Source organism: Streptomyces sp. GbtcB6, from assembly GCF_019091475.1.
GTDB classification, from domain to species: Bacteria; Actinomycetota; Actinomycetes; order Streptomycetales; family Streptomycetaceae; genus Streptomyces; species Streptomyces hyaluromycini.
Window position 1 is genome coordinate 111,102 of record NZ_JAGXJL010000027.1, and the last position, 13,519, is coordinate 124,620.

The following is a 13,519-nucleotide window of genomic DNA, read 5'->3' on the forward strand; positions in this document are numbered from 1 at the left end:
ACGAGAGTCCGCCATGTACGAGCTGTCCCGGGTCCGCCTCTACTCCATCGGGCCGGCCGGTGCGCGCTACGCCGACACCGTGCTGGACCTGCGGGGTGTCGGCGAGCCCGTGCCCGACCCCGCGCCGACCCAGGCGGAGTTCTTCGAGGAGGAGCCGGTCGGCCCGCCGCGCCGGCCCGCGCCCGCCGGCGTGCTCTTCCTGGAGAACGGCGGCGGCAAGTCGGTGCTGCTCAAGCTGATCTTCTCGGTGATGCTGCCGGGGCACCGCAACACCCTCGGCGGCGCCAGCTCCGGCGTGCTGCGCAAGTTCCTGCTCGCCGACGACTGCGGACACGTCGCCCTGGAGTGGCAGCACACGCTCACCGGCGAGTGCGTGGTCGTCGGCAAGGTGAGCGAGTGGCGGGGACGGCAGGTCTCCAACGACCCGCGGAAGTTCGCCGAGGCCTGGTACTCGTTCCGGCCCGGTCCCGGACTCTCGCTGGACAGCCTGCCGGTCGCCGAGTCCACCGCCGTACGGCCGTCCGTCGAGGGCGCCTCCGGCGCGCAGGGGCGACGGCGCACCATGAAGGGCTTCCGGGACGCCATCACCGAGGCGGGCAAGTTCTATCCGCATCTGGAGGTGCACTGGGAGGAGATCCACGACCGCTGGATCGAGCACCTCGGCGAACTCGGCCTGGACCCCGAACTCTTCCGCTACCAGCGCGAGATGAACGCCGACGAGGGCGAGGCCGCCGGCCTCTTCGCGGTGAAGAAGGACTCCGACTTCACCGACCTGCTGCTGCGGGCCGTGACCGACACCCGGGACACGGACGGGCTCGCCGACTTGGTCGGCGGCTTCGGCAACAAGCTGGGGCGGCGTGCCGAGCTGATCGCCGAACGGGACTTCACCGCCGGGTCGGTGGACCTGCTCGGGCGCATCGTGGAGGCCGCGGAGGCGCGGTCACGTGCGCGTGACATCCACGCGGGCGCCGAGCGCCGTACCCGCGCGCTGGCGCGGCGGTTGTCCGCGCGGGGCGTGCAGGAGCGGGTGCGCGCCGCCGACCTCGCCCAGCGGGTCACGGCCGCCGCCTACGCCGTCACGCACTCCGAGGGCGCCCGGGAGCGCAGCGCGCTGATCGCCGCCGAACTCGCCTACCGGCACGCCTCCCTGGCGCTGGCCGTCGGCGAGAAGTCGGCCGCCGCGCAGAAGCGCGAGCTGGCCGACGCGCGCACCCTGCACTCCGCCTGGCAGGCCGCCGAGGCCGCGCTGCGTCACCGCGCCGCCGCCGACCGCGTCGCCCGCGTGGCCGCCGCCATCCAGGAGGCCGAGCGGGACGCGGCCCCCGCCCTCGCCGCCCGTGCCAAGGCCGCCGTCGAGCTCGTACGGGCCCTGCACACGGCCGCAGAGAGCGCCGAGCACCTCGCCAACGAGGAGGAGGAGCGGTCCGCCGCGCTCCAGGAGGTCAGCGACTCCGCGTACCGGGACTCGACCTCGGCCGCCACCGAGGCACAACGCGCCCGCAGCGAGGCCGGGCACCTTCGGCAGCGGCTCGGCGAGGTCGAGCAGGAGACCGCCGAGGCGGTCCGCGCGGGCTGGCTCGACGACAGCGCTCCGGACGCCGATCCGGCCCGGGCCGCGCTCGCGGCAAGCGACGCCGAGAAGACGGCCGTGGCCGCCTGGGACACCGCCCGCGAGGCCTCCCGCAGGGCGAGCGAGCACGCGCGCGAGGCGGCCTCCGCCGAGTCCCGCGCCGAACTCACCGCCGCCCGCGCGGCCGACGCCGCGACGGCGGCCGAGCGGACGTACGACTCCGAGAAGCGCCTGGCCGAGAGCCTGGCGGCGGAGGAGCGGCTCACCGAGCTGCTGGGCCTCACCGGCTCGCGCACCGCCATTCCTCGGCCCCGCCACGAGGGCGGCGACGACAGGCTCACCCCCGAGGAACTCGACCGGTTCGCCGACGAGTTGCGGGAGCTGCTGGACGACGCCGTCGGTTCCGCCGAGCGGCACCTGTTCGAGCTGCGCACCGCGGCCGCCGACGACTCCCGGATCCTCGGTGCCCTCGGCGACGGCGGACTGCTGCCGCCCGGCCCCGACGTCCTCGCCACCGTCGAGTTCCTCGGCGAGCACGGCATCCCGGCACTGCCCGGCTGGCGCTACCTCGCGCAGGCCGTCGACCCCGCCGACCACGCGCGCGTGCTCGCCGCCCGCCCCGAACTCGTCGACGGCGTCATCATCACCGACCCCGACACGCACGCCCGTGCCCGCGAGACGCTCGGCGAGGCGGCTCTGCTGCCGCGCTCCGCCGTGGCCGTGGGCACCGCGGCCGCCCTGCTCGCGCCGACGCCGGCCGCCGACGCCACCCCGGGCGACGTGTTCCTCGTACCGCCGAACCCCGCCATGCACGACGAGCACGCCGCCGACGAGGAGCGGCAGGCCCTGCGCGCGCGGGCCACCGAGCGGGACGAGGAGATCCGCACCCTCGCCGCGCGGCTCGGCAAGGACCGCGAACTGGCCGCGCGGCTCGCCTCCTGGCGCACCGGCTGCCCGGCCGGGCGGCTCGTGGAGCTGGCGCAGGAGGCCCGGGACGCACGGGTGTTCGCGGAGGAGTCCGAGGCCGAGCTGGCCGAGGCGCGGACCGTGCGCGCGGAGACCGAGGAGACCGCCGCCGAGGCCGCGCAGGTGCGTGACGAACGGCAGGAGGCCGCCCAGCGGGCCCGGCGCGCGGCCGACGCCCTCGCCGGTCTGGCGTTCCGGCTGCGCGAACGGGCCGGCTGGCAGGTCAGGCTGCGCGAACTCGCCGACGAGGCCACCGAGTCTGAGGCCCGCGCCCAGTCCTGCCTGGAGCGCGCCCGCGTCGCCGACGAGGACCGGCGCGGGGCCCAGCGCGCCGCCGACGACGCCCGCCGTACCGCCCGCGCGCTGCGCGCCGAGCGCTCCGAGATCGCCGGCGCCCCCGACGACGTGCCCGAGACCGACGAGGACGCCTCCAAGTCCTCGCTGCCCGCCCTGCGCGAGGCCTACCGGGCCGCCTCGCAGGTGTACGAGAAGGTCGGCGTCGGCGCCGACCTGCGCGCCGAGCAGGCCCGTTCGGAGAGCGACGAGAGCGCCGCGCTCGCGGAGCTGGAGCGGCTCAGCAACAAGGTCCGCACCCGCGCGGAGCAGCTGCTCCAGTCGCCCGACGGTTCCGACGGCCCCTCCCGGCAGGCCGCCGCCGCCCGCGCGGAGGAACTGGTGCAGCTCCTGGAGACCCGCATGTCGACCGCGAGCGAGCAGCTCGGGCGGCTCCGCGGCGAGGCCGAGCGGCACGCCCCCGAGGACGGCGAGGCGCACACCGAACTGCCCGAGGAGCTCCAGCCGCGCGACGCCGAGCACGCACAGGCGCTGCTGCGCACGGCGACGGCCGAACTGGCCGCACGCGCCGAGGCGTTGGCCCAGGCCCGGGAGGCGCACGCCGAGCTGCTGGACGCGCACCGCGCGGCCGAGGACGCGGCGGGCGGCATCGAGGAGATCGCCGCCATGCTCCGCGACCTGCTGCGCGAGCACACCGCCGAGGAGGAGCAGGAGGCGCCCGAGCCCTACCCCGGCAGTCTGGAGGAGGCTCGGCACTCCGCCGCCGAGGCCCGCAGGTCGCTGCGCGGCTGCGCCGGTGACCTGTCCGCCGCCGAGGCCGCCGTCCGCGAGGCGAGCGATGTCCTCGTACGGCACGCGAACGCCACGCGGTACGAGGCGGTACGGACCCCCGCGCGCCAGCAGATCCGGGAACTGCCCGCCGCCGCGCTGCCCGAGCACGCCCAGAAGTGGGCGGACGCCTTCGCGCCCCGGCTGCGGGTGCTGACCGACGAACTGGCCCAGCTGGAACGGAACCGGGACTCGATCGTGGACCGGCTGCGGGGGCTCGTCGAGTCCGCGCTGGCGACCCTGCGCTCGGCCCAGCGGCTCTCCCGGCTGCCCGAGGGGCTCGGCGAGTGGTCCGGGCAGGAGTTCCTCCGCATCCGCTTCGAGGAGCCCGACCAGGCCACGCTCACCGAGCGGCTCGGCGAGGTCGTCGACGAGGCGACCCGGGCCGCCGTGAAGAAGAACTCCGATCTGCGGCGGGACGGAATGTCCCTGCTGCTGAGGGGAGTCGCGGCCGCGCTCCAGCCGAAGGGCGTCGCCGTCGAGATCCTCAAGCCGGACGCGGTACTGCGTGCCGAGCGGGTGCCGGTGGGGCAGATGGGGGACGTGTTCTCCGGTGGCCAGCTGCTCACCGCGGCCATCGCGCTGTACTGCACGATGGCCGCCCTGCGGTCCAACGACCGGGGGCGGGACAAGCACCGGCACGCGGGGACGCTGTTCCTCGACAACCCCATCGGGCGCGCCAACGCGACCTACCTGCTGGAGCTCCAGCGGGCCGTGTCGGATGCGCTGGGCGTGCAACTGCTGTACACGACCGGCCTGTTCGACACGACTGCGCTGGCCGAGTTCCCGCTGGTCATCCGGCTGCGGAACGACGCGGACCTGAGGGCCGGCCTGAAGTACATCAGCGTGGAGGAACATCTCCGGCCCGGGCTGCCGCAGCAGCCGCAGGCGGGAGAGGCCGTACGCAGCGAGATCACCGCCACACGGATGTTCAAGAAGCCGTCGGCCTGACGGCCCCCCTACTCCGGCCGGACACGGATACCGGATACGAAGGCCTCAGGGGTGTGTCAGCTGTCCGGCCTGGCCGCCCCGCCGCCGTATCCGCTCCTGTTCACGAGCGGCGGCCCGCTCCTGCCGCCGGGCCGCGCGCCGCTCGCGGCGCAGCGTGCGCGCCGTGCTGCTCGGCTCCGAGACCACGCCGTTGCGCTGGTTCCACACCTGACGTGTCACCAGGACGTCGACCGCGCTCCAGGTGGCAACCACCGTGCTCGCCACGCTGCTGATCACCATCGGGAACGCGAGCCAGGACTCCCCCATCGTGCAGAAGAACGCCACCATGGCCAGTGTCAGCGTGACAGCGATGATGATCACCGCCCGTACCACCGACGTCCGTACCGGATCTGGCATCCGGTACCGCTTGGCAGGCTCCTCGACCCACAACGGCCGGTACTGCGGCTGCTGTTGCCGCACTGTCGGGCGCGCCGCCGTACCGTCCTCGGGCGCCAAGCGCCGCTGAGCCGTCCCCATCAACGTGTCACTCCCCACCGCCGGCAAGCCCTCGTACCGGTGTCCGACGACCCCGACTCCCCAGTGGCTGCCCGGCTTGCGCTGTTTTACGCCGCCCGGATGGGAGATGCGGCTCCTGTGGCCGAATCTGCACCCATCCCCCATCTACAAGGACGAACGAACTCGCCCGATGATTCCCGACCGGGGAAAAATTCCGGCCAACTGATCCTTCGTGCCGTTCCCGCCCCACTCGCGTGAAGTCGGCGCGGTCACGGTGGCAATCTCCCGCAATGCCCGGACAACTCATCCTGTCTGTCCGCCATGTCACGGCAGCGAGGCGGAAGTTCACCGTCCGGACAGTTCTTCGAGTTATCCCTGTGACGGTAGTAGGCTCGCGCCGTTTGTTGACGTACATGTGTACCCCCGGGCGGCGGGGGTCGAGCTGGGGGAGGCCATGCGCTTTCGCGGGAAGTCGATCCGCCGGAAGATCGTGGCGCTGCTTCTCGTGCCGCTGGTGTCCCTGACGGCCGTCTGGGGCTTCGCGGCCGTGCTCACGGGACGCGAAGTCACCCACATGGTCCAGGTGTCGTCGATCGTCGAGGACATCGGCTACCCCACCGAGGACGCGGTCCGCGCTCTCCAGCAGGAACGCCGGCAGACCCTGGTCTATCTCGCCGACCCGCGGGCGTCCGACGCGCTCACCGCCCTGAACCGCACACGCGCCGCCACCGACGAGACCGTGGCCGAGCTCCGGAAGAACGCCCGGGAACAGCACGTACGCGACGGCCTGAACGCCGACGACAGCGAACGCCTCACCGCCGAACTCGACGGCTTCGACGGCATCGACCCCCTGCGGCGCAGCGTCGAGCAGGGCACCGTGGACCGCGCCCAGGCCCTCGCCCTCTACAACGCCGTCGTCGACCCCTGCTACACGCTGCTCGGCTCCCTCGACGGGACCGACGACGTCGGGATCGACAAGCAGGCCCGCGCCCTCGTCAACATCACCCGCGCCCGGGAGCTCGTCTCCCGCGAGGACGCCCTGCTCGGCTCCGCTCTGGTCGTCGGAAAGGTCTCCCGCGAGGAGACCCGCGAGATCTCCGACCTCATAGCCCAGCGCACCCTCCTTTACGACATCAGCCTCCCGCTGGTGCCGGCCGGCGAACGCGACCGCTTCGACCGGTTCTGGAAGAGCGCCACCACCGCCCCGCTGCTGGCCGCCGAGAGGTCCGTCGTCGCCGCCGGATCCGGCATGCCGAACGACGTCAGCGCGAAGAGCTGGGACACCACCGCGGGCAATGTGCTCGACGAACTGCGCACCCTCGACGACCAGGTCGGCGACCGCTTCAAGGACCGCATCCGGCCCGTCGCCGTCAGCGAGTTCGTCCAGGCGGCCGTCGTCGGTGTCCTCGGCCTGGTCGCCGTGCTGTTCTCGCTGGTCGTGTCGGTCCGGGTCGGCCGCAGTCTCATCCGCGACCTGCGGCTGCTGCGCCAGGAGGCGCACGAGGCGTCCGGGGTCCGGCTGCCGAGCGTGATGCGCAGGCTGTCCACGGGCGAACAGGTCGACGTGGAGACAGAGGTCCCGCGCCTGGAGTACGACAGGAACGAGATCGGCGAAGTCGGCCAGGCCCTCAACACCCTGCAGCGCGCCGCCGTGGAGGCCGCCGTCAAGCAGGCCGAGCTGCGCTCCGGAGTCTCCGAGGTCTTCGTCAACCTCGCCCGCCGCAGCCAGGTCCTGCTGCACAAGCAGCTCACCCTGCTCGACACCATGGAGCGCAGGACCGAGGACACCGACGAGCTCGCCGACCTCTTCCGCCTCGACCACCTCACCACCCGGATGCGCCGGCACGCCGAGGGCCTGGTCATCCTCTCCGGCGCCGCCCCCTCGCGGCAGTGGCGCCGGCCCGTCCAGCTCATGGACGTGGTGCGCGCCGCCGTGGCCGAGGTCGAGGACTACGAGCGCATCGAGGTCCGCCGGCTGCCCCGCGTCGCCGTCACCGGCCCCGCCGTCGCCGACCTCACCCACCTCGTGGCCGAACTCCTGGAGAACGCCACGGTGTTCTCGCCGCCGCACACCGCCGTGCAGGTCCTCGGTGAACGCGTCGCCAACGGCTTCACCCTGGAGATCCACGACCGGGGTCTCGGCATGGCGGCCGAGGCACTCCTGGACGCCAACCTGCGGCTCGCCGAGACGCCCGAGTTCGAGCTCTCCGACACCGACCGGCTCGGCCTGTTCGTGGTCAGCCGCCTCGCCCAGCGCCAGAACGTCCGCGTCTCGCTCCAGCCGTCCCCCTACGGCGGCACCACGGCCGTCGTCTTCCTCCCCGACGTACTGCTGACCGACGACGTCCCCGACACCAACGGGGTCGGCTTCCGCCTCGACCGCAACCGCCCGGCCAGGGAGGCCGAACCCGAGGAGGGCCGCGGCACCTCGCCGGGCCAGCCGGCGGCACAGCGGCCCGGGCTGCCGGCGGCGCTGCTGGACGGCCCGGTCGAGCTGGAGGCACCCGTCGACCTGGACGCCCTGGACGACTTCCCGGGCGCGCTCACCGACGACGACAGCGAGCGGGGCGGGCTGTTCCGCCCCCGCCGCTCCCTCGCCCGCGCCGACGACACCGCGCCCGCCGTGACCGAACTTCATCAGCCGGCCCGCGAGACGGCGGACGGCTTCGGCGACGAGCACCCCGGCGGCCCGGTACCGCTGCCCAGGCGGCGGACGCCCAAGCTGGTCAGCTCGCACGGCAAGCCCGTCACCGAGCAGCGTTCCCGCCGCGAACCGGAGGACCGGGGCGAGCGGGACCGGGCGGACCAGGGCCGCCCCGAACCGGGCGGACTCGCCCCGCTGCCCTCCCGCCGCCGCACCGACCCGTCCTCGCACCGAGCCATCGGCTCGGCCGACCGCGTCGAGGAACGCACGGCGCCCCAGGCCGGCGGCCCGGACGAACCCTCCGGACCCCCCGCCCTGCCCCGGCGCACCCGCCGCTCCGCGATCACCGCCGGCAGCGGCACCGACGACTCCGTCCCGCCCCTCGGCAGCACGTCCCCGGAAGCCGCATCCGGCACCCGGCCGCTGCCCAAGCGGGTACGGCAGGCCAACCTGGCCCCACAGCTGCGACAGGAACCCGCAGCACCCGCCGTGCGCGAGCCGGACCCCGTCGAGCGTGACGCCGACGAGGTACGCAGCCGCATGGCCTCGCTCCAGCGCGGCTGGCAGCGCGGCCGTGTGGAGAACGGTGAGGTCGACGGTTCCCGGAACAGCACAGCACAAGGAACGACTAAGGGGGACGGTCGATGACCGATCCGAAGGCGACCGGCCACACGGCGACGAACAAGGGCGAGCTGAACTGGCTGCTGGACGACCTCGTGGACCGGGTCGCCAGCATCCGCAAGGCCGTCGTGCTCTCCGGCGACGGCCTGGCCACCGGTGCCTCCAAGGACCTCACCAGAGAGGACAGCGAGCACCTGGCCGCCGTGGCCTCCGGCTTCCACAGCCTCGCCAAGGGCGTGGGCCGCCACTTCGAGGCGGGCAGCGTCCGGCAGACCGTCGTCGAGCTCGACGACGCCTTCCTGTTCGTCACGGCCGCCGGCGACGGCAGCTGCCTCGCCGTGCTCTCCGACGCCGACTCCGACGTCGGCCAGGTCGCGTACGAGATGACGCTCCTGGTCAAGCGGGTCGGCGTACATCTGGGGTCCGTTCCGCGCACCGATCTGCCCTCGGGCGGGTAGTGGGATGACATGAGCGGAGACGGTCAGGGAAGAAGTCACTGGTTCGACGACGAGGCCGGACCGGTCGTCCGTCCGTACGCCATGACACGGGGCCGCACCACCAGTGCGGCCCAGCACCGGCTCGACCTGATCGCGGTGGTCGTCACGGAGCCGCACGCGGACGACACGGAGGAGGACCGGACGCTGTCCCCGGAGCACGTGGACATCGTCGAGCTCTGCCGCGACGCCCCGCAGTCGGTCGCCGAGCTGGCCTCGGAGCTCGACCTGCCCGTCGGAGTGGTCCGGGTCCTCATCGGCGACCTCGTCGACGGGGAACTCGTCCATGTCAACCGGCCGGTACCCCCGGCCGAGCTGGTGGACGAGAGTATTCTGCGCGACGTGATCAACGGCCTCCGGGCGCTGTGACCGGCGCGGAAGCGGAGTAGTGACGTGACAGGCTGGCAGTTCTGGGTCGACCGCGGCGGTACGTTCACCGACGTCGTCGCGCGGCGCCCGGACGGCCGGCTGCTCACCCACAAACTGCTCTCCGACAACCCCGCGCGGTACGCCGACGCGGCCGTGGCCGCCGTACGCGAGCTCCTCGACGGCTCCGGCGACCCCGTCGACGCCGTACGGATGGGCACCACGGTCGCCACCAACGCACTTCTCGAACGCAAGGGCGAGCGCACCCTCCTCGTCATCACGCGCGGCTTCCGCGACGCCCTGCGCATCGCCTACCAGAACCGCCCCCGCATCTTCGCCCGCCGCATCGAACTCCCGGAGCTGCTGTACGAACGGGTCGTCGAGGCCGACGAGCGCGTCGCCGCCGACGGCACCGTCCTGCGCGCACCCGACCTGGAGGCGCTGGCGGGCCCGCTCCGGGAGGCGTACGACGACGGGATCCGCGCCGTCGCCGTCGTCTGCATGCACAGCCATCTGTACCCCGCCCACGAGCAGGCGATCGGCGAGCTGGCCGCCCGCACCGGCTTCCCGCAGATCTCGCTGTCCAGCGAGGTCAGCCCGCTGATGAAGCTCGTCCCGCGCGGGGACACCGCCGTCGTCGACGCCTACCTGTCGCCCGTGCTGCGCCGCTACGTCCGCCGTGTCGCCGACGAGCTCGAGGGCGTACGGCTGATGTTCATGCAGTCCAACGGCGGGCTCGCCGAGGCCGGGCAGTTCCGCGGCAAGGACGCCGTGCTCTCCGGTCCGGCCGGCGGGATCGTCGGCATGGCCCGGATGTCGCAGCTCGCCGGCTTCGACCGGGTCATCGGCTTCGACATGGGCGGCACCTCCACCGACGTCTCCCACTTCGCGGGCGGGTACGAACGGGTCTTCACCACGCAGATCGCGGGCGTCCGGCTGCGCGCCCCCATGCTGGACATCCACACCGTCGCCGCGGGCGGCGGCTCGGTGCTGCACTTCGACGGCTCCCGCTACCGCGTCGGGCCCGATTCGGCCGGCGCCGACCCCGGCCCGGCCTGTTACCGGGGCGGCGGCCCGCTGGCCGTCACCGACGCCAACGTGATGCTCGGCCGGATCCAGCCGGCCCACTTCCCCAAGGTGTTCGGGCCGGGCGGGGACCAGCCGCTGGACGCCGGCCTCGTCCGGGACCGCTTCACCGGGCTCGCACGGGAGATCCGCGAGCGGACCGGCGACGACCGCACCCCCGAACAGGTCGCCGAAGGCTACCTGAGCATCGCCGTGGCCAACATCGCCAACGCCGTGAAGCGGATCTCCGTCCAGCAGGGCCACGACGTCACCCGCTACGCCCTCACCACCTTCGGCGGGGCCGGCGGGCAGCACGCCTGCATGGTCGCCGACTCGCTCGGCATCCGCACCGTCCTGGTGCCGCCCATGGCGGGGGTCCTGTCCGCGCTAGGTATCGGGCTCGCCGACACGACCGCCATGCGCGAACAGTCCGTCGAGGCTCCCCTGGAGCCCGCCGCCATGCCCGGCATCCGCAAGACCGCGGACGACCTGGAGGCCGCGGCCCGCGCCGAACTCCTCGCCGAGGACGTCCCGGAGGACCGCGTCGAGGTCACCCGCCGCGCCCAGCTCCGCTACGACGGCACCGACACCACCCTCACCGTCGAACTCACCGAGCCCGACGCGATGAAACACGCCTTCGAAGAACGTCATCGCGCCACGTACTCCTTCACGCTCGACCGCCCGGTCGTCGTCGAACACCTCTCCGTGGAAGCCACCGGCATCACCCGACCCCCCGATCTCTCCGCCCTCGCCCCGTACGAGGGCAGACCCGCCGCACCGGAGACCGTCCGCCTCCACACCGGCGGCACCTGGCGCGACGTACCCCTCCACCGCCGCGAGGGCCTGCCCCCCGGCGAATCCGTCACCGGCCCGGCGATCATCACCGAGGCCAGTGCCACGACCGTCGTCGACGACGGCTGGCGGGCCGCGGCGACCGACGACGGGCATCTGGTCATGGAACGCGCGACGGTCACGCAGAGTTCCGATCTCGACACAGAAGCCGACCCGGTCCTGCTCGAGGTCTTCAACAACCTCTTCATGTCGATCGCCGAACAGATGGGCGCCCGACTGGAGTCGACGGCCCAGTCCGTCAACATCAAGGAACGCCTCGACTTCTCCTGCGCCCTGTTCGACCCGGACGGGAACCTGGTGGCCAACGCCCCGCACATCCCCGTCCACCTGGGCTCCATGGGCACCAGCGTCAAAGAGGTCATCCACCGCCGCGGCACCTCGATGCGACCCGGCGACACCTACGCCGTCAACGACCCGTACCACGGCGGCACCCACCTGCCCGACGTCACCGTGATCACACCGGTGTTCGCCACGCAGGGTGACCGGATCCTCTTCTACGTCGCCTCCCGCGGTCACCACGCCGAGATCGGCGGCATCGCCCCGGGCTCGATGCCCGCGAACAGCCGCACCATCGACGAAGAGGGCGTCCTCTTCGACAACTGGCTGCTCGCCGAGAACGGCCGGTTCCGGGAGGCCGAGACGCACCGGCTGCTCGCCGGGGCCCGCTACCCCTCCCGCAACATCCGCACCAACCTCGCCGACCTGCGCGCCCAGATCGCCGCCAACCGCAAGGGCGTCGACGAAGTCGGCCGGATGATCGAGGAGTTCGGCCTCGACGTCGTCCAGGCCTATATGCGGCACGTCCAGGACAACGCCGAGGAAGCGGTCCGCCGGGTCGTCGACGCCCTCGACGACGGCGCGTACGCCTACGAGACCGACTCCGGCGCCGTCATCCGGGTAAGCGTGCGTGTGGACCGCGGCAACCGGCGCGCCACCATCGACTTCACCGGCACCTCCGCCCAGCTCGCCACCAACTTCAACGCCCCGTTCGCCGTCGTCAACGCGGCCGTGCTGTACGTCTTCCGCACCCTCGTCGCCGACGACATCCCGCTCAACGACGGCTGCCTGCGCCCCCTCGACATCGTTGTACCGCCCGGTTCCATGCTCGCCCCCGAGCCGCCGGCCGCCGTCGTCGCGGGCAACGTCGAGACCTCCCAGGCCATCACCGGTGCCCTCTACGCGGCGCTAGGCGTCCAGGCCGAGGGCTCCGGGACCATGAACAACGTGACCTTCGGCAACGAACGCCATCAGTACTACGAGACCGTCGCCTCCGGATCCGGTGCCGGCGACGGTTTCCACGGCGCGAGCGTCGTCCAGACCCACATGACCAACTCCCGGCTCACCGACCCGGAAGTCCTGGAGTGGCGGCTGCCCGTCCGCCTCGACGAGTTCGCCGTACGCAAGGGCAGCGGCGGCGCGGGCCGCTGGCACGGCGGGGACGGCGCGGTCCGCCGCGTCCGTTTCCTCGAACCCATGACCGTCTCCACCCTCTCCCAGCACCGCCGCGTGCCGCCGTACGGCATGGCAGGCGGCGAACCCGGCGCACTCGGCGCCAACCGGGTGGAGCGGGCCGACGGCACGGTCACCGAACTCGGCGGCAGCGATGCCGCGGACGTCGGCCCCGACGACGTACTCGTCGTCGAAACCCCGGGCGGCGGCGGATACGGACGCCCCTCGCCCGGCACCCGGTCCCATCAAGTCCATCAAGTCCAGCAAGCAGGAGAAGAAAACGATGATCTTCGGGCGATCTGAGCGCGGCAAGCCCCCGGTCGAGCCCGTCACGCTCAAGATCCTCGTGGCCGGCGGCTTCGGCGTGGGCAAGACGACCCTGGTCGGCGCGGTCAGCGAGATCAGGCCCTTGCGCACCGAGGAACTGCTCACCGAGGCCGGGCGACCGGTCGACGACACCTCCGGCGTCGAGGGCAAGCACACCACCACCGTCGCCATGGACTTCGGCCGCATCACCCTGCGCGAGGACCTGGTGCTGTACCTGTTCGGCACGCCCGGGCAGGAACGGTTCTGGTTCATGTGGGACGAGCTGGCCGAGGGCGCGCTGGGAGCCGTCGTGCTCGCCGACACGCGCCGTCTGGAGGACTGCTTCGCCGCCGTCGACTACTTCGAACGGCGTTCCATACCCTTCCTCATCGGCGTCAACTGCTTCGAGGACGCGGCCCGTTACCCGGTGGAGTCGGTCCGCAAGGCCCTCGACCTCGACCCCGACGTACCGGTGGTGCTCTGCGACGCCCGGGACCGCGAGTCGGTCAAGGAGGTGCTCATCGGCGTCGTCCGGCACGCGATGGCGTACTCGGCGGGCCACCGGCAGTCCGTCACCACCTGAACGGCGGCGGCACGGCCCGTACCCCCGCCGACCGG

The 13,519-nt window shown here is 73.0% G+C and carries 7 protein-coding genes; 6 read left to right on the forward strand and 1 reads right to left on the reverse strand.

What is annotated here, in order from left to right:
• The first annotated feature begins 13 nt into the window (after window positions 1–13).
• Complete coding sequence (locus KVT45_RS35840) at window positions 14–4,609, forward strand: hypothetical protein (protein WP_217553337.1); 4,596 nt, start codon at window positions 14–16, stop codon at window positions 4,607–4,609.
• A 45-nt stretch (window positions 4,610–4,654) separates the two neighbouring features.
• Here KVT45_RS35840 and KVT45_RS35845 read toward each other — a convergent pair whose 3' ends face one another.
• Window positions 4,655–5,125: a hypothetical protein gene (locus tag KVT45_RS35845; RefSeq protein ID WP_217553338.1), complete on the reverse strand. Its 471-nt coding sequence runs from the start codon at window positions 5,123–5,125 to the stop codon at window positions 4,655–4,657.
• A gap of 433 nt (window positions 5,126–5,558) precedes the next feature.
• Between KVT45_RS35845 and KVT45_RS35850 the strand changes: the two genes are divergently transcribed.
• The 5 genes from KVT45_RS35850 to KVT45_RS35870 are packed head-to-tail and all read left to right on the forward strand — an operon-like array spanning window position 5,559 to window position 13,484.
• Window positions 5,559–8,396: a nitrate- and nitrite sensing domain-containing protein gene (locus tag KVT45_RS35850; protein WP_217553339.1), complete on the forward strand. Its 2,838-nt coding sequence runs from the start codon at window positions 5,559–5,561 to the stop codon at window positions 8,394–8,396.
• Window positions 8,393–8,827: a roadblock/LC7 domain-containing protein gene (locus tag KVT45_RS35855; protein WP_217553340.1), complete on the forward strand. Its 435-nt coding sequence runs from the start codon at window positions 8,393–8,395 to the stop codon at window positions 8,825–8,827. Before KVT45_RS35850 ends, KVT45_RS35855 begins: the two co-directional genes overlap by 4 nt.
• A 9-nt stretch (window positions 8,828–8,836) precedes the next feature.
• Complete coding sequence (locus tag KVT45_RS35860; RefSeq protein ID WP_217553341.1) at window positions 8,837–9,232, forward strand: DUF742 domain-containing protein; 396 nt, start codon at window positions 8,837–8,839, stop codon at window positions 9,230–9,232.
• Between the two features lie 24 nt (window positions 9,233–9,256).
• The gene (locus KVT45_RS35865) at window positions 9,257–12,898 is read left to right on the forward strand and encodes a hydantoinase B/oxoprolinase family protein (protein WP_217553342.1); all 3,642 of its coding nucleotides are present in this window, start codon (window positions 9,257–9,259) and stop codon (window positions 12,896–12,898) included.
• Window positions 12,879–13,484 (forward strand): ATP/GTP-binding protein, encoded by a 606-nt coding sequence (locus tag KVT45_RS35870; protein ID WP_217553343.1) that lies wholly within the window; start codon window positions 12,879–12,881, stop codon window positions 13,482–13,484. The genes KVT45_RS35865 and KVT45_RS35870 overlap by 20 nt, the downstream gene beginning before the upstream one ends.
• Window positions 13,485–13,519 lie beyond the last annotated feature (35 nt).

Excerpts from the sequence above, each read along its gene's own strand:
- KVT45_RS35860 (WP_217553341.1), top strand. The coding sequence starts at position 8,837 with ATGAGCGGAGACGGTCAGGGAAGAAGTCACTGGTTCGACGACGAGGCC.
- KVT45_RS35855 (WP_217553340.1), top strand. The coding sequence starts at position 8,393 with ATGACCGATCCGAAGGCGACCGGCCACACGGCGACGAACAAGGGCGAG.
- KVT45_RS35870 (WP_217553343.1), top strand. The coding sequence starts at position 12,879 with ATGATCTTCGGGCGATCTGAGCGCGGCAAGCCCCCGGTCGAGCCCGTC.
- KVT45_RS35840 (WP_217553337.1), top strand. The coding sequence starts at position 14 with ATGTACGAGCTGTCCCGGGTCCGCCTCTACTCCATCGGGCCGGCCGGT.
- KVT45_RS35845 (WP_217553338.1), bottom strand. The coding sequence starts at position 5,125 with ATGGGGACGGCTCAGCGGCGCTTGGCGCCCGAGGACGGTACGGCGGCG.
- KVT45_RS35850 (WP_217553339.1), top strand. The coding sequence starts at position 5,559 with ATGCGCTTTCGCGGGAAGTCGATCCGCCGGAAGATCGTGGCGCTGCTT.